We start from the raw sequence: 18,478 nt of genomic DNA, 5'->3' as shown, positions 1-18,478 counted from the left end.
CGGTCGGCGGGTAGGGACCGGAGGGGGCCGGGGCCTCGTAGAGGTCGGCGGGCGCAGACCCGAGGCGGGGGGGATCGGCGGTGGTCACTTGAGGCCCTCCAGCCAGGTGGCAAGCGTCAGGAGCTCCGCCTCGTCCATGTGGTTGTAGCCGGGCATCTCCACGCCGGGCTTGAACGCCTCGGGGTGGGCGATCCAGTCGGCCAGCGCCTCGGCGGTCATGGGGAGGACGCCGGCCGCCAGCGTTCCGCGCCCGCCGACATGGGTGAGGTCGGGGCCGACCTCGCCCCGCGCCTCGGTGCCCCGGAGCGCGTGGCAGGCGCCGCACCCCTGCTCCTGGAAGATGGCGTGGCCCTCGGCCTGCCGGGCGTTCTCCGAGATGCCCTCCGCCTCGGCGGCGAGCCAGCCGTCGAAGTCGGCGGGCTCCATCGTGACCGCCTGGAAGGCCATGAGGGCGTGGGAGAGCCCGCAGAACTCGGCGCATTGGCCGCGGAAGGTGCCGGCCTCCACGGGCTCCATGGAAATGTGGTTGACGCGGCCCGGGATCATGTCGGTCTTGCCCGCGATGCCGGGGAGCCAGAAGGAGTGGATCACGTCGGCCGCATGAAGCTCCAGGTCGCTGCGCTGGCCCACGGGAAGGCGCACCTCGTTGGCCGAGACGACGGGCTCGGTGGCGCCCTCGGGCCAGTATTCCACGCGCCACCACCACTCCTCGCCGGTCACGCGCAGGCGCAGGCCGTCGCCGGGCTCGCGCTGGTGGGGCATGATCGAGAGGCCATAGGCAAGGAGCGAGGTCAGCACGACCAGCGGCAGGCCGATGCCGCCCGCGACGATGGTCCCCTCGGCGAGCTTGCGGGACATCGGGTGGGGGTGGCGGCGGGTGACGAGGAAGAACAGGCCGTTGATGAAGAGCCAGAGGACGACCGAGCCCGCCAGCATGACCCAGAACAGCCAGCCGAGCTGGATCGCGTCCTCGCCGCCGGGGGAGAGGGCGGATTGCGGGCCGTCGCAGGCGGCGAGAAGGATCAGCGCGAGCGGCGCAACTCGCCGGACGGGAGCGGCCAGGGTGGTCGTTCCGGCTCGGCGTTGCATTCCGTCTCTCGCATGGCCCGTTGGGGATGCGAGCTAGACCGGCGTGAGGGCGCGGAAAGGGGAGGTCAGGCCTCCCGGCGGCTGACCTCGATGGTGGCGTGGCGGAGGCCGTGGGCCTGGACGAGCCTCTCGCGCAGGGCGTGCAGCGCCGACTCGTGGTCGGTGCCGGGCGTGATGCGGGCGTCGAGGGTGACGAGGGGGCGCTCGGGCGTCAACGACCAGAGGTGGACGTGGTCCACCTGCACGACGCCCGGCACGTTCTCCACGAGGTCGGCCGATATGGCCTTGGGGTCGAAGCCCTCGGGCGTGCCTTCCATCAGGATGTGCCAGGCCTGCCCGGCGAGGACCCAGGCGCTCCGCAGGATCAGGACGGCCACGAGGACGGACAGGAGGGGGTCGATGGGCGTCCAGCCGGTCGCGAGGATCACCCCGGCCGCGACGATGGCGCCGACCGAGCCCAGCATGTCGCCCAGCACGTGCAGCACCGCGCCCCGGATGTTGAGGTTCTCCTGCGAGCCGCCGTGGAGGAGCCCGAAGGCCCCGGCGTTGACGAGGAGGCCGAGGACCGCGACGGCGAGCATGGTGCCGCCCAGGACCTCGACGGGCTCGGCGAGGCGGCGGACCGCCTCGACCACGATCCAGAGGGCGACGACGATCAGCGCCGAGCCGTTCACGAGGGCGGCGAGGACCTGGAAGCGGTGGTGCCCGAAGGACCGTTCCGGGGTCGCGGGCCGCTTGGCCACCCGCGCGGCCCACCAGGACAGCGCGAGGGCGGCGGAGTCGGTCAGCATGTGCCCCGCGTCGGCGAGAAGTGCGAGCGACCCGGAGAGCACGCCCGCGACCGCCTCGGCCACCATGAAGCCGCCGGTGAGGAGGAGGGCGAGGAGAAGCCGCCGCTCGTCGCCGTGGTGGTCGTGGGCGTGGGCGTGGCGCATCGTCATGTGCCCGTGGTCGTGGCCTGCGTGACCGTCCTCCTGCGCCGGGGCCACGTGGTCCGGCGTCCCGTGGGCGTGCGGCGCGTGGTCGTGGGGATGGGCGCTCATGCGGGGCGGTCCTCCGTCGGGTCCTGGCCTGTCGTGCTCCGATCCGGCGGCGACCGCAACCGCCCGCGGTCGCATCTGGCGTAGGGCGGGCTTCAGCCCGCCATGCGAGGTCGGCGCTCCCCTTTCGGGTGAAGGACGGCGGGCTGAAGCCTGCTCTACGGGAGACGGCTGCGGGGCCCGTCGGGTTCCTCACCCCGGCGCGCGAAGCTCGAACCCGGCGGAGGCCGAGCGGCCCTCGGCGTCGATCACGGTGATGCGGGAGAAGCCCGGGCCCAGTTCCTCGAAGGGCAGCTCCCGCTGACGCGAGGTGGCGACCGGGCGGCCGTTGGCGAGCCAGGTGAAGGGCGGCGTGCCGTCCGTGACGCGGGCGGTCAGCGCCTCGCCCTCGACGGTCGCCCCGTCCGGCGGGAAGGCGAGGGCGGGGCCGCCCGCGTCCGGGACCTCGTCGCCGCGAAAGCGCCGGAGCGGCGCGGGCAGGGCCTCGTTGCCGACGATCAGGGTCGCGGGCGGGGGCGGGGGGAGGGGGGTGACGGGGCCAAGACGCTCGAAGGCCGCGAAGAGGATGGGCGCCGCGAGGTCCGCCCCGAAGGCCCCCGGCACGGGCGTCCCGTCCGCGCGGCCCATCCAGACGCCCACGACGTGCCGCCCGTCGAAGCCCATGGCCCAGGCGTCCCGGTGCCCGTAGGAGGTGCCGGTCTTGAAGGCGATCCCCTCGCCGCGCACGCCCCAGGGGCGCGGGGTGTCGCGCAGGATGTCGGCGACCTCCCAGGCGGCGACCTCGCCCAGGACGCGGCGGGGGGCGAAATCGGGGGTCGGCTCGGGCAGGGCCCGGAGGTCCACCGACTCGCCGCCGTTCGCGATCGCCGCGTAGACGGCGGTCACGTCGCGCAAGCTCAGCCCCACGCCGCCCAGCGCGATGGCTAGGCCCGGGGTCCCGGCGCTCCCTTGCGGGAGTTCCGGAGAGGCCCCGGCGGTCCGCAGCCCCGCCATCAGGTGAGCGGGGCCGAGCGCGTCCAGCACCTTCACGGCGGGGATGTTGAGCGACATCTGCAGCGCCTGCCGCACCCGCACCTCGCCCCGGAACATCCCGTCGAAGTTCCGGGGCCGCCAGCCGCCGAAATCCGTGGGCCGGTCGGCGATCAGCGTCTCGGGATGCAGGAGCCCCCGGTCGAAGCCCAGCCCATAGATCAGCGGCTTCAGCGTCGATCCGGGCGAGCGCCGCGCCTCGGTCATGTCGAGGAAGCCGCGCCGGGCGTCGTCGGTGAACCGCGAGGAGCCGACCGAGGCGAGGATCTCCCCCGTCTGGTGGTCGGCGACGAGGATCGCGACCTGCAGCCGCTCGCTCCCGTCCCGCACCGCCCCCGCCGCGAGCCGCTCCAGCCGCGCCTGCAGCACGGCGTCAAGCGTGAGCGAGATGACCGGCGCCAGCGGCGTCTCGGCCCGAGCGCGGTCGGCGAGGTGGGCGGCGAGCATCGGGAAGGGGAGGCGGGCGGCAGGCACGGGCTCGGTCAGCGCGGCCTGCGCCTCCTCGGCATCGAGCACCCCGTCGCGGGCCATGCGGGCGAGGACGCGGTCGCGGGCGGCGTGGGCGGCGTCCGGGTGGCGGTCGGGGCGGCGCGCCTCGGGCGCCTGTGGGATCGCGACGAGCAGCGCGGCTTCGGCGGGAGTAAGGCGCGAGGGCGGCTTGCCGAACCAGGCGAGCGAGGCGGCGCGAACGCCTTCGAGGTTGCCGCCGAACGGGGCCCGTTCGAGATAGAGCTCCAGGATGCGTTCCTTGGAGAGCCGTCGTTCCAGCGCCAGCGCGACGCGAATCTGTCGCAGCTTGCCGGCCCAGCGCCCGGTCCCGCTGTCCTCCAGCACCCGCGCCACCTGCATGGTCAGCGTCGAGCCCCCCGAGACCACGCCCCCCGACCGCACCGCTTGCACCGCCGCGCGGCCCATGGCCCGCCAGTCCACGCCGTCGTGCTGCCAGAAGCGCTTGTCCTCGTAGCGGACGAGCATATCCACGTAGCCCGGGTCGATGGCATCCAGCGACACGCCCATCCGCCATCGCCCGTCCGCGACCGTGTAGGCCCGGAGGAGCCGCCCATCGCGGTCCAGCACCTCGGGCGACTGGGCGGCCACGAGCGGCGGCAGGACCGTCGCGTCGACCCAGGCGTCGAAGGCGTCGCGCCCTGCCGCCAGCCCGAAGAGGGCCAGCGCCAGGGCGAAAAGGGCGAGCGCGCCCCGTCTCACGGCTGGACCGTGACCTCGCCCGTCGCGCCCTGCGCCCGCATGGCGGGGCGGTACATGTCCTCCACGGACGCCGCCGGGTGGTGATAGCGGCCCGGCGTCACGGCGCGGACCACGTAGGCCACCTGGAACGGGTCCTGCGACTCCCAGTCCACCGCCGCGAGGAAGCGGTCGTCCCGCGCCTCGGCGTTGGCGGGCTGGATCGCGGTGAGCCAGGAGAGAGCGCCGGTGTCCCCGCCCGAGAGGAGGTCCGGGTTGTCGATCTCGAACCCGCCGGGCAGCGGGTCGTTCACCATCAGCCGCGCCGCCTGGAAGCCCATCGGCGTGACCTTCAGCACCGCGACGAGCCGCGTCCCCACCGCCACGCTGCCGGGCGAGGCGGGCTCGCCCTCCATGGTGTAGTAGGTCCGGTCGATCGCCCAGCCGGTGCCGCCCGCCGGACCCGGCACCTCGGGGACGCCGAGCGCGGTCACGGTCAGGTCCACGTCGCGGTCGCCGGTGTTGGCGATCCGCAGCGGCTCCTCGTTGCCGTCCACATGGGCGGCGACGGGACCGGTGGGGGCGACGCCGTTCACGGTGATGCCGGATTCTCCTGCGTCCTGCGACAGCGCGTGGGCGGCGAGCAGGGTCCACACCGACTCCTGCGTCGAGGCGGGCTGGTTCACGCTCGCCCCCACCTCGGAGGAGAGGCGATCCAGGTTGACCGCCGTGCTCCCCGCCTCGGCGGCGAGGGTCAGGACGGCGGCCTGGTCGCGCCGCTGGGTCCCGTAGTCGGCGCGCCAGATGGACTGGAGCGGGTCAGGCGGGGTGGCGTCCAGCATCTGCCCGGCCTGCGCGAAGAGCCGGTCCGCGCGCGGCTGATCCCCGTAGGCCGCCAACGCCGCGCCGAGCTGCGCCACGGCGAGCGGGGTGGCGAACTGGTCGGCCTTGGCGTCGGCGTAGTAGCGGAGGTCGCCCACCAGCGCCTTGCCCTCCCGCGCCAGCACGAGGAGCGCGTAGGCGAGGTCCTGGCCGCCCTGCTCGAAGTCGCCATAGTAGGCGACCTGGTTCTTGAGGTTGTTGATCGCCGATTCCCAGGCCGCGTCGGGGACCTCGTGACCCTGAGCCCGCGCGCGGCTCAGGAAGTCGGTGACATAGGCGTCGAGCCAGAGGTCGCCGGAGGTGGGTCCCCAGAGCCCGAAGGCGCCGCTCGAGTCCTGGTTGGCGAGGACCAGGGTGATGGCATCGTCCACCTTCTTGTCGAGGTCAGCGGCGGGCGCGATCTCCAGCGCCCGGGCCACATCCGACAGGTAGAGGAGCGGCATCGCCTGCGACGTCACCTGCTCGGTGCAGCCGTAGGGCACGCGGTCGAGCGAGGTCAGCAGCCCCGCCACGTTGAGCCGCGCGAGCGGGCCGACCGACAGCGAGGCCTCGCCCGTGCCGGGCGCGAAGCCCGACAGCACGGTGTGGTCGAAGGTGAAGGTCTGCGACGGCTCCAGCGTGAAGCGATGCGTCTGGGCCACGAGCGGGTCGCGGGCGGCGACGGCGAGGGTGTAGGTGCGATCCAGCACCTCGCCCGAGGGGGTGGTGATGCGGACGGTGACATCCTGCGTTCCGGCCTCGGAGGCCGTCAGCCGGTAGTCGCGCCGCCACGTCCCCTTGGCCGCGAGGTCCACCAGCGGCACCTCGCGCGTCATCGGGATCTGGAGGCCTTCGGAGGTCAGGACCTCGACCTTGTAGGTGCCGCCCGTGCCCTCGGTCTCCGTGAGGTCCACGCGCAGGCGGCTCTCGTCCCCGGGCGACAGGACGCGGGGAAGGGAGGCCGTCAGCACCACCGGGTCGCGCACGATCACCTCGTCCTCGGCCGAGCCCACGCCCCGGGGCGACCATGCGACCGCCATGAGCCGCACGGTGCCGTTGAAGGCGGGGAGGTCGAAGGAGACCTCGGCATGGCCCTGGCCGTCCACCGTCACCGGCCCCTCGAAATAGGCGAGGAGCTGCTCCGTCGGCGGGGGCGACCGCATCCCCATGCCGCCGGCGTCGCCGCCCTCGCGCAGGATGCCCATGGCCCCGCCGCCCGGCTCGATCAGCCGGCCGTAGAGGTCGCGCAGCTCCACCCCGAGGCGGCGCTGGCCGAAGTAGTGGCCCGCCGGATCGGGGCTCTCGAAGCCCGTGAGGTTCAGGATGCCCACGTCCACCGCCGCGAGCGTGACATAGGCCTGCTCGCCCGCCGCGACGCCGTTCACCTGCAGTCCGACGGCGAGCGGCCCGCGCGGGCGCACCTCGTCCGGTGCGTCGATGCCCACCGAGAGATGCCGGTCGCCGGGGTCCACCTCGGCATAGGCAAGGCCCAGCGCGCGGGTGGGCGACCGGGCGTCCCCCGTCGCGCGGCCGTCCACGGGCCGCAGCAGATGGGCCGCGACATAGGCCCCCGTGCCCCACTCGTCGGTGACGGGAAGCTGCACCGTGGTCTCGCCCGGCTGCACCGCGACCGCCTGCATCGCCACGACTCGGTTCGACAGGACCGACACTAGCGCCGTGCCCATGCCCTCCGAGACGATCCGCAGCGTCGCGGTGTCGCCGGGCCGGTAGGCCTCGGCATCGAGCGAGACCTCCAGCCGGTCGGGCGACTCCTCGGCCGCGACCGGCGCGTACCAGCCTGCGTAGAAGGTCGCCGATGCCGCCGCGTAATCGCCGTCCGTCCTCTCGACCAGCACCTCGTACTCGCCCCACTCCACGGGGACGTTCAGGGCCACAGGCCCGTTCAGGTCCATCTCGCCCGAGCCCACCCGGACCCGGCGCGTCTGCGGCTCCCAGCTCCAGCTCCCGTCCAGCGAATACCACTGGTAGCGCGTTTCCAGCCGGTTCACCGTCCAGGCGACGTGCATCGGCACGGGCTGGAGGTCGGGCCCCAGGCCCACGACCTCGATCCGCGCCGTGGTGCTCTCCCGCACGTCTGTCGGCAGCCTGAGCCCCAGGATCGGCCGGTCCGGCGCCACGGGCACCGTCAGCGTCCGCTCCACGGGCCGCCCCGACGACTCCACCGCCCGCACGGCGACCCTGGCCTCCAGCGGCTGCGTCGCGCCCTCTTCCACGAAGGGCAGCGCCACGTCGAGCCGCGCCGCTCCCGTGGCGTCGGTCACCGACCCGCCGAAGCTCTCCATCCGCGTCTCGAAGGGCGCGTCGTGCAGGCCCCAGGTCCAGCCCGCGAAGCCCTCGACCTCCTCGGCCGCCGAGAGCGTCACCTCGCCCTCCAGCGTCAGGTCGGCGGCGGGCGCCCCGAAGAGCCAGTCCGCCTGCACGCCCACGGGAACCGTGCCGTTCAGCGCCGCCCCTTCCGGGCCGGTCAGCTTCACGTCCACCCGCTCCGGCAGGAAGTCCTCGACCAGCAGGCGCGTCTCGGTCAGCGGCTCGTCGGCCTCCGGGTCCGCCTTGACGGCGAGCCGCCACGTCCCGCGCGGCGCGTTCCCGGCGATGTCGAAGGCAAAGACGTGCCCGCCCGCCGCGTCGATGGTGGAGGTCGTGCGCGCATACTCCACCCCATCGGGGCGGGTCAGCACCGCCGTCAGAGGCACGCCCTCGACCGCCTGCGCCTTGTCGTCCCGCAGCAGCGCCGTCGCGTGGATCGTCTCGCCCGCGCGGTAGGCGCCCCGGTCGGTGGTCAGGAACGCGTCCATCGGCCCCGCCGCCTCGCGTCCCTCGACGCCCCGGTCCGAGAGGTCGAAGGCCGGGTCCATCAGCGACAGGAAGGCCATGTCCGTGGGCGCCTCCGGGTCGCCGGTCGTGACCGTCACCAGAGCCGGCGCCGCGCCCCCCTCGCCGCGCGTGAGGCCGGCCGCGAACTGCGCGACCCCGTCGGCGTCCGTCGTGGCGACCCCCAGCTCCCCGTTCGACCGCGACAGCAGCGTCACCTGCGCGCCCCCGACCCCCGAGGCATCGGCCAGCGACCGCACCGCGACGGTGAGCCCGTCCTCCCCCTGGAACGTGGCGAGCCCCAGGTCCGACAGCACGAACCACTGGGTCGTGGCCGGCCGGTCGTCCAGGTTCTCGCCCGGGACTCCGGCCGCGAGCATGTAGACCCCGGCGGGCTGCCCCGCCAGCGCCTCGGCCAGCGGCACCTCCGTCGTCACGTCGGCGTTGAGCGCGCCCCTGGCGACCTCGACCGTTCCCTCCCAGACCGGGGTGCCGATGTTCCTCTCGAACCAGTCGCGGTCCCATTCGTAGAGCGGCGCCGAGAACGACCCCTCCACGAGCGACCTCAGCAGGTTGCGGTCGTTCACGCGCGAGATGCTGAGCGCGACCTCATCGAGGTTCACCGTCTCGACCGGGATCGCCGCCGGGCCGCCCTTGGGCAGGACATAGGCCTGCGACAGCACCCGCACGGCGGGCGAGCGGTCGCGGACATAGAAATCGAGCGGGATGCTCTTGGCCAGCGCCTCGCCCGAGGCCGAAGGCAGCCCCTCGCGCAGCGTGACGGTGACGCGCTGGCCATGCGTCAGCCCCTCGACGCAGAGCTGCCCCTCATCCACGGAAACCGTGAGCGCGTCCGAGGGCAACTGCACGAAGGGCGCGTAGTCGAAGCCCTGGCGCAGCCCCTCGTTGAAGAGGACGCAGGCGCGCGGCTCGGCGGCGTCGCTGTCCACATGGCTCTCGGAGACGTTGAAGCCGAAGAACCCAACCACCCGGTCGAGCGCCGCTTCCACCTCCGCCGAGGGATCGAGCCGATAGGCCAGCCGCAGCGCCGGCACGGTCTCCTGCCCCCGCCCATCGGCCTCGAGCGCCTGCGCCAGCATCAGGAGGCCCTGCGCCTCCTCGGTGGCGTCGCGCCCCCGCATCGTCGCCGCCAGCGCCGCCGGCAGCGCCCGGGCGCGGGCGGCGCTCCCCTCGTCGGTGTCGGTCGGGACCAGCAGCGCGAGCCGCGCGTAGTCGCGCCAGAGCCCGGGGTCGTCCGTCAGCGCGATGGCCGCGCCGGTGAGCTTGAGCGCGAGGAGCGTGTCGCCCTGCGATTCCCAGTCCCGCGCCCAGGCGATCAGGTCGTTCGAGGAGTTCTCGTCCGACGAATGCTCCCGCCCGATCTCGCGGCCCAGCGTCTCGGCCGACTCGAAGTCGTAGGACTGGAGGAAGTTCAGTTGCGCAACCCGCTGCGCCGCGTCGGCGAGCACGGCGGCGTCGGTGTCGAGGACCCGCCCCGAGATGCCCCCCGCGAAGGGCCGCACCTCGCCCACGCCGCCCTTGGGGAAGCAGGAGGAGGCCGCCGTGTTGTAGGTGAAGGCCACGCAGGACGAATCGGCGAGGCAGGTCGCCTGGCAGGCGTCCAACGTCACGTCGAACATCTGCGACAGGTCGGATCCGTAGAAGTCCACGTCGCGCGAGATGGCGACCCGGCGGTCCGGCACCCCGTCCGGGGAGGCGTCCTGGGCGAGGGCCGGCGAGGCCAAGGCGAACAGGCCGGCGGCGATCAGGCGGCGCATGACGAATCCCCCTCTGAAATGCGGAGGCAGGATCGCACCACGGCCCGGTTCCTGTCCACGATCCTGAGGGTCGGGTTATCCCCACCCCTAGGGCCGTTGACCTGGCCTTAACCTCTGCCTGCTAGGCCTGGCGAGGGGGCGGCCGCCGCCCCAGCGCAGAGAAGGGGAGGGTTCCCATGCACCATGGCGTCAAGCAGCCGAAATACGGCATCCCCGTGCGGGTCGCCCTGAGCAACGGAGAGGCGCTCATGGGCCTCGTCTACGTCCGGTGGGGCCAGCGCGTCCGCGACGCCCTGAACGAGAGGGAGCCTTTCCTCGCCCTCAAGACGGTCGAGCAGCTCCGCCTCGTCAACAAGACGGCCATCGTCCATGTGGACCTCCTCACGATGGACGAGATCTCGCGCCAGCAGGGCCTCTTCCCCGAGATCGACTTCGAGTATCTGAGCCTCAACCCCTGCTAGGACATCGCCGCGCGGGGCAGGCGTAGAGCGGGCTTCGGCCCGCCATGCTCCGCCTGTCATGCGCCGTGTCGTCCGCCAAGCTCGACGGCGGGCTGAAGCCCGCCCTACGGCGCTCCGCAGATGCGCAAGGCTCCGGCTCCGCCCCCGCGTGGGACCCGCCGGGCATCCTCCGCCGTTCTGGAAGGGCGACCCGGCAGAGGAGCACGGCCATGGCCACGGAAGCGGACCGGACCTACCCACCCCTCGACACCCTCAAGGAGGTGGGCGATGGCCTCTGGATCGTGGACAGCGTCCTCTCGCTGGCGGGAGTGCCCCTGCCGGTCCGCATGACCGTCGCGCGCCTCGCCGATGGCGGGGTCTGGCTGCACTCGCCCACCCGCCTGACCCCCTCCCTGCGCGAGGAGGTCGAGCGGCTCGGCCCCGTCGCCCATCTCGTCGCGCCGAACTCGGCGCACTGGGTCTTCGTCAAGGACTGGCAGGCAGCCTTCCCCGAGGCCACGACCTGGGCCGCGCCCGGCCTCCGCGACCGGGGGCAGGTGAAGCGGTCCGGCCTCCGCATCGACCACGACCTCGCCTCCTGGCCGCCCGAGGACTGGGCCGCCGACCTCGACCAGCTCCTCGTCACCGGCGGGATGGGCCTGCGCGAGGTCGCCTTCCTCCACCTCCGAAGCCGCACCCTGATCCTCACCGACCTCGTCCAGAACTTCGAGGCCGACAAGCTCAGCCCCTCGATCCGCCCCTTCGTCCGCCTCGGCGGCGGCCTGGCCCCGGACGGCATGGCGCCCCCGCACTACCGGACGGCGATGAACCTGCGCCGCAAGGAGGTGCGGGAGGCCGCGCGCCGGATTCTCGACTGGGCGCCCGAGCGGGTCGTCTTCGCCCACGGCGCCTGGTTCGACCACGACGGCACCCGCCGCCTGCGCCGCTCGCTCCGCTGGCTGTTGTGAGCTGGCTCGTCCAGAGCCGGCTGGTCAACTCGCCCTTCGCGGACCCGGGCCTCCTCCTCTCCTTCCTGTTCCGCCCCCGGGTCATCCTCTTCGACCTGGGCGACCTCTCCGCCGTCGCCCCTCGCGAGCTCCTGCGCGTCACCGATGCCTTCGTCAGCCATCGCCACATGGACCACTTCGCGGGCTTCGACCGCCTGCTGCGCCTTCGCCTGAACCGCGCGGACACGATCCGCCTCGTCGGCCCCCCGGGCATGACGGCGGGCGTGAGGGCCAAGCTCGACTCCTACACCTGGAACCTCCTCGACGAGACCTCCACCGACTTCGCCGTCCTCGTCGCGGACTACGACGGCGACCACCTCGGCCCCTGGACCGCCTTCCGCGCCCGCGACGCCTTCCGCCCGACCGAGGCTGGCCCCGCCGGCCTCCCGCCCGGCCTCGTCCTTCAGGAGGACGACCTCCGCATCGAGGCCACGACGCTCGACCACGGCCTCCCCTGCCTCGCCTTCGCCTTGCAGGAGCACGTCGGCGTCAACGTCTGGACCGAGGGGCTGTTCGAGCTGGGCCTGACCCCCGGCCCCTGGCTCCAGGCCGCCAAGACCGCCGTGCGCCGCCACGACCCCGACGACACGCCCATCGAGGCGGGAGGGCGCGCCATCCCCCTCGGCGCCCTGCGCGAGCGCGCCTTCCGCATCGCCCCGGGCCAGCGCCTCGCCTACGTCACCGACGCCGCCTTCACCCCCGGGAACGCCGACAGGATCGTCGCCCTCGCGAAGGACGCCCACCACCTCTACATCGAGGCCGCCTTCCTCCACGAGGACGAGGCCCTCGCCACGGCCCGCAAGCACCTGACCGCCCGGCAGGCCGGCACCCTCGCGCGCGAGGCCGGGGCGCGGCGCCTCACGACCTTCCACCACTCCCCCCGCTACCTCGAACGCCGCGAGGACCTCGCGCGCGAGGCCGAGACCGCCTTCGGGGGGTGATCCCGCACCCTTCGGAATGCGCTGGCGCCCAGGCGACGATAACGCTACGCCGACGCCCGTCCCGAGAGAGGCCATCCCCATGAGCAGCAACGAGGACAGCCTCAAGGGCTTCGTCCTGGCGACCAGCGTCTACGTCCTCTGGGGCTTCCTGCCCCTCTACATGAAGGCGCTCGCCCACATCCCCCCGGCCGAGGTCATCGTCCACCGCATCATCTGGTCCATCCCGATCGCGGCCGTCGTGCTGATCGCCACGGGACGGACGGCGGACCTGCGCCGCGCGCTGAGGACCCCCCGGATGCTCGGCATGGGCCTCGTCACGGCGGCGCTGATCTCGGTGAACTGGGGCACCTACGTCTGGGCCATCGGCTCGGGCCACGCGCTCGACGCGGCGCTGGGCTACTACATCAACCCCCTCTTCAGCGTGTTCCTGGGCGCGCTCCTGCTGGGCGAGCGGCTCACCCCCCTGCAATGGGCCGCCGTGGCGCTGGCCGGGGCCGCCGTGGCGGTGCTGACCTGGGACGCGGGACGCCTCCCCGTCGCGGCGGTCAGCCTCACCCTCACCTGGGGCTTCTACGCCTACTTCAAGAAGATGCTCCCCATCGGCCCGAACCAGGGCTTCCTGCTGGAGATCCTGATCCTCCTCCCTCGTCTCTCCTCTACCTGGGCTGGCTGGTGGCCACCGGGCGCAGCCACCTCTTCGCCGGCAGCGGCACCGACACCGCTCTGCTCCTCGGCTGCGGGATCGTCACGGCGGTGCCGCTCCTCCTCTACGCCAACGGCGCCAAGCTCCTGCGCCTCTCGACCATCGCGATCCTGCAATACATCGCGCCGACGATGATCTTCCTCACCGCCGTCTTCCTCTTCGGCGAGGAGTTCGGCCAGGCCCGCATGATCGCCTTCCCGATGATCTGGGCGGCGCTGGTCCTCTACACGGCGGCCATGCTGCGCCGCTCCCGCCGGCCCGAGCCCGCGCCCGCCCGTTGACTCCCCCGACCCCCGCCCAGATAGTCGCGCCGCGACAGGGCAGGGGGCGGCGATGGACGAGCACTACGGGCAACTCGACGGCGAGAGCGTGCGGGCCGTCACCCTGGAGAGCGGCGCCCTCAAGGCCCGCCTCATCACCTACGGCGCCCGCCTGACCGAGCTCTGGGTCCCCGACCGGCGGGGCAATCCCGCCGACATCGTCCTGGGCCACGACTCCTTGGACGACTACGTCGCCTCCAAGGCCTATTTCGGCGCCACCGTGGGCCGCTACGGCAACCGGATCGCCGGGGGACGCTTCCTTCTCGACGGTGTCGAATATCAGCTCGACTTGAACGAGGGCGCGAACCACCTGCACGGCGGCCACCAAGGCTTCGACCGCAAGAACTGGACCCTCGGCCACCTGACTCCCACCAGCGTGACCTTCCACGCGACCTCCTGGGAGGGCGAGATGGGCTATCCCGGCCGCTGCGAGCTCACCTCGACCTACGAGCTGACCGACGAGGGCCTCCGCATCGTGATGACCGCCGAGACCTCGGCCCCCACGGTCCTCAACATGGTCCATCACTCCTACTTCAACCTCGCGGGCGAGGGGGACGTGCTCGCGCAGGAGCTGCGCCTCGCCGCCCCCTTCTACACACCCGTGGACGCGGAGCTCCTCGCTACAGGCGCGATCCTCCCCGTCGCCGGCACGCCCTTCGACTTCATGGCCTCGAAGCCCATCGGCCGCGACATCGCCGGCGCGCCGGGCGGCAAGGGCTACGACCACAACTGGTGCCTGTCCGAGGCCGGCGTCGCCCTGCGCGACTGCGCCGAGGCCCATGACCCCACCTCGGGCCGCCGCATGACCCTGCGGAAGAACCAGCCCGGCGTGCAGGTCTACACGGGCGGCTACCTGAGCGCTTCGATGCCCGGCAAGCGGGGCGAGACCCAGCACCAATACGGCGGCTTCACGCTGGAGACGCAGAAGTTCCCGGGCACCCCGAATCACCCGCAGTTCCCGTCCTGCGTCCTCCGGCCGGGCGAGACCTACCGCCACGAGATGCTGTTCACCTTCGCCGCCGACTGATTCGCCGCCGAAACCGCAAGCCCCGCAAGCCCTTGCCGCGCCCGACCCGGGCCGGGCCGCCGTGGCGCGCAGGACACATCCAAGCCGAACCGCTCGGGGCGACGCAACGCCCGTAGCTATTACGAATCGTTAACCCGTCCCTGGGACACTCCTCCTCAATGGCAAGGAGGATTCCCATGCCCATCGTCATCAAATGCCAAGGGCGCAGCCCCGAGAGCCGCGCCCCACGACACCCGGACATCGCGTCCGGGGACAACCATAGACTTGCCGACCCCGAGGGGTCAGGCCGCCTTCGCGTTCAGGGTGACCGAGGTGCCCCAGGGATCGGCCAGATGCCGCTGCCCGCCCGTGCGGGTCAGGAGCGCATCCATCGCGGAGCCGTCCGCGAGGATTTCCACGTCCGCGAGCCCCGTCGAAGGGTAGGTCCGACGACCCGCGCCCCGGCTGTTCCAGACATTGGCGCCGAGATGGTGGTGATAGCCGCCCGATCCGAGGAAGGCCGCGCCCGGATAATGCGTCATGACGTCGAAGCCGAGCGCGCCGTGGTAGAACTCCTCGGCCTCGGCCACGTTGCCGACCTGGAGGTGGACGTGGCCGACGACGGTGCCCTCGGGCGCGCCCGTCCAGGGACCGTCCGCCGAACCCGCGACGCCGTTCACGTCCATGGGCAGGGTGTCCATCTTGATCTCCCCGCCCTCGCGCGGCCAGGCCTCGCGGGGCTTGTCGGCATAGACCTCGATGCCGTTCCCCTCGGGGTCGGCCAGATAGACCGCCTCGCTCACGAGGTGGTCCGAGGCGCCCTGCAGCGGCAGCCGCGACTCGGCCGCGTGGCGCAGCCAACGGCCCAGGGCATCGCGGGAGGGCAGGAGGAAGGCGGTATGGAAGAGCCCCGCCTCGCGGGCGGAGCGGCGGCGGGCCGAGCGGTCCTCGCGCAACTCGAGGATCGCCCGGTCGCCCGCGCCAAGGAGCGCCACGCCCTCGTCCCCGCGCAGGACCTCGAGGCCGAGGGCCGTCCGGTAGAAGTCGCGCACGGCGGCAAGGTCGTTCACGGTCAGCGCGACGCGGCCGATCTCGAGGGGGGCGGAGGCGGTGGACATGGCAGGTCTCTCCCGGAAAGGCGGCCCTCAGCGGGCCGCGCGGTTGGTGAGGGCGAAGGCGCCGTCGCCGAGGAGCGCCTGGACAAAGAGGGCGACGGTCCAGAAGGCCGGGTATTCCCAGCCGCCGTTCGGGGCGCTGAAGAAGAAGCCGTTGGAGCCGTGGCCGAAGTAGGCGGCGCCGACCATGACGGGGACGAGGGCGAGCGAGACCCAGCGCGTGTAGACGCCCGCGATCAGGGCGAGGCCGCCGAACAGCTCGGCCGCGATGGTGAGATAGGCGAGGACCCCCGGCAGGCCGATGGAGGCGAAGTATTGCGCGGTCCCGGCGGGCGTGAAGACGGTGATCTTCATCCAGGCATGGGCGACGAAGAGCACGCCCATGGCGACGCGCAGCAGGAGCGCGGCGGTGTCGGCCTGCGAGGCCTCGGAGCGGAGGGCGGCGGGATTGGCGTAGGTCATGGCAGGGTTCCTTGGGTTGAGGGCCCGTTCGGGCTGGCCCCACCCATATGCACTACGCCCGGGCTGGCGATAATCCGGCTGGACGGCAGAACATTGCATCCCGTCAGGAAGGGATCAGCGGCCATGGCGCAACGCGTCGGCCAAGGCATCGCTCAGCAGTCGCACCTTGGCCGGGAGGTGTCGGCCGGAGGGCGTCATCGCATAGATGCCCAGCGGCGCGCTCTCGTGGCCCTCCAGCAGGCGGACGACACGCCCTGCGAGCAGCGACTCGGTGGCCACGAAGTCCGGCAGGCAGGCGATGCCGAGCCCCGCCTCCGCGACCGTCAGGCAAACGCTGGCGTTCGAGAAGGTGAGCCGCCCCGAGACATGGACGGGGCCCTTGGCATAGGTCCAGCGGTGCGGATCGCGGCGGTTGGTGTCGATGATGCAGTCGTGCTCCGGCAGGTCCTGCGGCGTCCGTGGGGTGCCGCGAGCGGCAAGGTAGCTGGGCGACGCGACGGTGATGCTCCGCGCCTCGGCCAGCTTGCGGGCCACCAGCGAGGAATCCGCCGGCTGTCCCACCCGCACCGCGAGGTCGAAGCCCTCGTCCACGAGGTTGACCAGCCGGTCGGTGAAGCTCACGTCGAGGCCGATCTGCGGATGCGCCGCCGCGAAGTCGGTGAGGATGCCGGCGAGGCGCAGCGTCCCGAAGGTCAGCGGAGCGGTCACCCGCACCGTCCCGCGCGGCTCGCTCCCCTGGTCGCGCACCTCGGCATCGAGCGCGTCGAACTCGTCGAGCAGGTTCCTGAGGCGGTCGTAATAGGCCTGCCCCGCCTCGGTCGGGGCGAGCGCCCGGGTCGTGCGGTGGAGGAGGCGGACGCCCAGTTCCGACTCCAGCCGGGAGACGAGCTTGGAGGCCTGCCCCGAGCTGGTGCCGAGCCTCTGCGCCGCGCCCGCGAAGCTGCCGGCCTCGACCACGGCGGCGAACATGCGGTCACAGGAAAGGCGGTCCATGGCGGCTCCGGGTTGGAATGCCCGGAGCCTAGACCGGGGCAGGCTGCCCCGGAAGCCGCGTCAGGCCGCCTTCTGCTCGGCCGCCGCGTTGATCGTCGCCTCGGCGAGGTCGGTCAGGATCTTGTCGGTCCTCTCCTCCTCGGCCAGCGTCTCGCGCAGGAGCCGTTCGCCCTCCGCGTTGCCGAGCTGCCGCGCCCAGGCGGCGAGGGTGCCATAGCGGGTGATCTCGTAATGCTCGATGGCCTGCGCGGCGGCGAGGAGCCCCGCGTCGAGCGCGGCGGAGTCCTTGTACTCCTCCATGATCTCCTCGGCTTCCTCGATGATGCCGTCCATCGCGGCGCAGGTCTTGCCCTGGGCGCGCTTGCCGATGGTCTCGAACACCTGCTGGAGCCTCTCGATCTGCCCCTCGGTCTCCTCGCGGTGCGTCTCGAAGGCCTGCTTGAGCTCGGCGCTCTGGGCCGCGCGGATGTTCTTCTTGAGCGCCTGAAGGATCTTGCGCTCGGCGTAGTAGACGTCGCGCAGGGTGTCGTGGAAGAGCTTGTCGAGGTTGGCGGCGGGCATGGCCGTCTCCGTGCTGGTGTCCGTGAACCTCTCGAACGCCGGCCGCCGCGACCTGTTCCCCCGTCCCGCGCGGGAGGCCGCCGACGCCCGCCGGCCATTCCCCAAGAGGCGGAACTTCGTCCGGGGCGGCTTGTTCGGGAAGGGCCACCAACGAGGAGGGCTTTTCATGTTCCTGCGCGTCGACCGGCTCCAGGTGGAGCTGCCATCCCCCAAGAAGCAGGACCCCAACGCCGCCGCGGCTCTCCAGGAACTCCTGGGCGGCAAGTACGGGGAGATGTCCACGCTCGGGAACTACATGTTCCAGAGCTTCAACTTCCGCTCCAAGTCGAAGCTCCGCCCCTTCTACGAGTTGGTGGCCGCTATCACCGCGGAGGAGCTGGGCCATGTGGAGCTCGTCTCGAACGGGGTCGCCATGCTGGCCAACGGACCGGACTCGGCGGCGGACGACTCGGGCGACGGCGGCGACATCTCGAGGGCGCCCTTCGAGTCGATGCAGGACATCCGCAGCGCGGCGAGCTTCTTCTCGCATGGCGGAGGAGCGGTGCCGGTGAACTCCAACAGCATGAGCTGGAACGTGGACATGGTGACGACCACCGGGAACGTGGTCTTCGACCTCCTTCACAACTTCCACCTCGAATGCGGGGCGCGGCTCCACAAGCTGCGGGTCTACGAGACGCTGTCCGATCCCACCGGGCGCGAGGTCTGTGGCTACCTGCTGGTGCGCGGGAGCGTCCATGCCCATTCCTACGCGCTGGCGCTCAAGAAGCTGACCGGGGTCGCCATCGAGCAGATGCTGCCCACGCCGAACATCCCGCTCGACAAGATCCCGGAGTGCCAGAAGTACCTGGCCGAGGGCTCGCACCGGCGGCTCTACACCTTCTCGCCCGGCGACTACCAGGCGATCCGGGGCATCTGGGAGGGCGAGATGGCGCTGCCGGACGACCCTCCGGGCGAGCTCCAGGTCGTCGAGGGGATGCCGGACGGCGGCAAGATCCACGACCTCGTGGGCCAGCCCTCGGCCTTCACGCCGGACTACGCGCCCGAGGAGTTCTACGAGATCGCCCAGCGGCTGACGCAGAAGGCCCATCAGGGCGCCGGGTCGCTCTGACGCTCGCG

At 72.4% G+C, this 18,478-nt stretch carries 13 protein-coding genes and 1 pseudogene; 6 read left to right on the top strand and 8 right to left on the bottom strand.

Features of this window, described 5'->3' with window-relative positions:
* Positions 1 to 84: 84 nt before the first annotated feature.
* The 4 genes from RUMESO_RS09580 to RUMESO_RS09565 form a co-directional block, all read right to left on the bottom strand.
* Positions 85 to 1,089, bottom strand: coding sequence for a cytochrome c oxidase subunit II (locus RUMESO_RS09580; RefSeq protein WP_051521182.1), 1,005 nt, complete (start codon positions 1,087 to 1,089; stop codon positions 85 to 87).
* Between the two features lie 65 nt (positions 1,090 to 1,154).
* Positions 1,155 to 2,132 (bottom strand): cation diffusion facilitator family transporter, encoded by a 978-nt coding sequence (locus RUMESO_RS09575; protein ID WP_037279918.1) that lies wholly within the window; start codon positions 2,130 to 2,132, stop codon positions 1,155 to 1,157.
* A 189-nt stretch (positions 2,133 to 2,321) separates the two neighbouring features.
* Positions 2,322 to 4,367: a penicillin-binding protein 1C gene (pbpC, locus tag RUMESO_RS09570; protein WP_037279916.1), complete on the bottom strand. Its 2,046-nt coding sequence runs from the start codon at positions 4,365 to 4,367 to the stop codon at positions 2,322 to 2,324.
* The gene (locus RUMESO_RS09565; protein ID WP_037279914.1) at positions 4,364 to 9,814 is read right to left on the bottom strand and encodes an alpha-2-macroglobulin family protein; all 5,451 of its coding nucleotides are present in this window, start codon (positions 9,812 to 9,814) and stop codon (positions 4,364 to 4,366) included. Before RUMESO_RS09565 ends, pbpC begins: the two co-directional genes overlap by 4 nt.
* 176 nt (positions 9,815 to 9,990) lie before the next feature.
* Here RUMESO_RS09565 and RUMESO_RS09560 point away from each other — a divergent pair, with 176 nt between their 5' ends.
* The 5 genes and pseudogenes from RUMESO_RS09560 (at position 9,991) to RUMESO_RS09540 (ending at position 14,252) form a co-directional block, all read left to right on the top strand.
* On the top strand, positions 9,991 to 10,275 hold the full coding sequence (locus RUMESO_RS09560) for a DUF6812 domain-containing protein (protein WP_037279912.1): 285 nt from the start codon (positions 9,991 to 9,993) through the stop codon (positions 10,273 to 10,275).
* Positions 10,276 to 10,484: 209 nt separating this feature from the next.
* Positions 10,485 to 11,222 carry a DUF4336 domain-containing protein gene (locus RUMESO_RS09555; protein WP_037279910.1) on the top strand — a complete coding sequence of 246 codons (738 nt, stop codon included), beginning with the start codon at positions 10,485 to 10,487 and terminating at the stop codon, positions 11,220 to 11,222.
* Positions 11,219 to 12,202 (top strand): ribonuclease Z, encoded by a 984-nt coding sequence (locus tag RUMESO_RS09550; RefSeq protein WP_037279908.1) that lies wholly within the window; start codon positions 11,219 to 11,221, stop codon positions 12,200 to 12,202. The genes RUMESO_RS09555 and RUMESO_RS09550 overlap by 4 nt, the downstream gene beginning before the upstream one ends.
* Positions 12,203 to 12,281: 79 nt before the next feature.
* A pseudogene (gene rarD / locus RUMESO_RS09545) lies at positions 12,282 to 13,186 on the top strand (EamA family transporter RarD).
* Between the two features lie 52 nt (positions 13,187 to 13,238).
* A complete protein-coding gene (locus RUMESO_RS09540; RefSeq protein ID WP_037279907.1) occupies positions 13,239 to 14,252 on the top strand; it encodes an aldose epimerase family protein in 1,014 nt (337 codons plus the stop codon).
* Positions 14,253 to 14,533: 281 nt separating this feature from the next.
* Here RUMESO_RS09540 and RUMESO_RS09535 read toward each other — a convergent pair whose 3' ends face one another.
* The 4 genes from RUMESO_RS09535 to RUMESO_RS09520 form a co-directional block, all read right to left on the bottom strand.
* Positions 14,534 to 15,349 carry a VOC family protein gene (locus RUMESO_RS09535; RefSeq protein WP_037279904.1) on the bottom strand — a complete coding sequence of 272 codons (816 nt, stop codon included), beginning with the start codon at positions 15,347 to 15,349 and terminating at the stop codon, positions 14,534 to 14,536.
* A gap of 27 nt (positions 15,350 to 15,376) precedes the next feature.
* Positions 15,377 to 15,808, bottom strand: a complete 432-nt coding sequence (locus tag RUMESO_RS09530; protein ID WP_037279902.1) for a DoxX family protein — start codon at positions 15,806 to 15,808, stop codon at positions 15,377 to 15,379.
* A gap of 114 nt (positions 15,809 to 15,922) precedes the next feature.
* Complete coding sequence (locus RUMESO_RS09525; protein ID WP_037279900.1) at positions 15,923 to 16,801, bottom strand: LysR family transcriptional regulator; 879 nt, start codon at positions 16,799 to 16,801, stop codon at positions 15,923 to 15,925.
* Positions 16,802 to 16,861: 60 nt separating this feature from the next.
* Positions 16,862 to 17,362, bottom strand: a complete 501-nt coding sequence (locus RUMESO_RS09520) for a YciE/YciF ferroxidase family protein (protein WP_037279899.1) — start codon at positions 17,360 to 17,362, stop codon at positions 16,862 to 16,864.
* A 166-nt stretch (positions 17,363 to 17,528) separates the two neighbouring features.
* On the opposite strand from RUMESO_RS09520, the gene RUMESO_RS09515 reads away from it, so the two are divergent.
* Positions 17,529 to 18,470 carry a manganese catalase family protein gene (locus RUMESO_RS09515; RefSeq protein ID WP_037279929.1) on the top strand — a complete coding sequence of 314 codons (942 nt, stop codon included), beginning with the start codon at positions 17,529 to 17,531 and terminating at the stop codon, positions 18,468 to 18,470.
* The last annotated feature ends 8 nt before the right edge of the window (positions 18,471 to 18,478 follow it).

The organism is Rubellimicrobium mesophilum DSM 19309 (genome assembly GCF_000600335.2).
Classification (GTDB): Bacteria; Pseudomonadota; Alphaproteobacteria; order Rhodobacterales; family Rhodobacteraceae; genus Rubellimicrobium; species Rubellimicrobium mesophilum.
This window is presented reverse-complemented; position numbering and strand designations above follow the sequence as displayed.

Coding starts and splice junctions, on each gene's coding strand:
- RUMESO_RS09575 (WP_037279918.1), bottom strand. CDS start 2,132: ATGAGCGCCCATCCCCACGACCACGCGCCGCACGCCCACGGGACGCCG.
- RUMESO_RS09560 (WP_037279912.1), top strand. CDS start 9,991: ATGCACCATGGCGTCAAGCAGCCGAAATACGGCATCCCCGTGCGGGTC.
- RUMESO_RS09535 (WP_037279904.1), bottom strand. CDS start 15,349: ATGTCCACCGCCTCCGCCCCCCTCGAGATCGGCCGCGTCGCGCTGACC.
- RUMESO_RS09555 (WP_037279910.1), top strand. CDS start 10,485: ATGGCCACGGAAGCGGACCGGACCTACCCACCCCTCGACACCCTCAAG.
- RUMESO_RS09565 (WP_037279914.1), bottom strand. CDS start 9,814: ATGCGCCGCCTGATCGCCGCCGGCCTGTTCGCCTTGGCCTCGCCGGCC.
- RUMESO_RS09520 (WP_037279899.1), bottom strand. CDS start 17,362: ATGCCCGCCGCCAACCTCGACAAGCTCTTCCACGACACCCTGCGCGAC.
- RUMESO_RS09540 (WP_037279907.1), top strand. CDS start 13,239: ATGGACGAGCACTACGGGCAACTCGACGGCGAGAGCGTGCGGGCCGTC.
- RUMESO_RS09515 (WP_037279929.1), top strand. CDS start 17,529: ATGTTCCTGCGCGTCGACCGGCTCCAGGTGGAGCTGCCATCCCCCAAG.
- RUMESO_RS09580 (WP_051521182.1), bottom strand. CDS start 1,089: ATGCAACGCCGAGCCGGAACGACCACCCTGGCCGCTCCCGTCCGGCGA.
- RUMESO_RS09525 (WP_037279900.1), bottom strand. CDS start 16,801: ATGGACCGCCTTTCCTGTGACCGCATGTTCGCCGCCGTGGTCGAGGCC.
- RUMESO_RS09530 (WP_037279902.1), bottom strand. CDS start 15,808: ATGACCTACGCCAATCCCGCCGCCCTCCGCTCCGAGGCCTCGCAGGCC.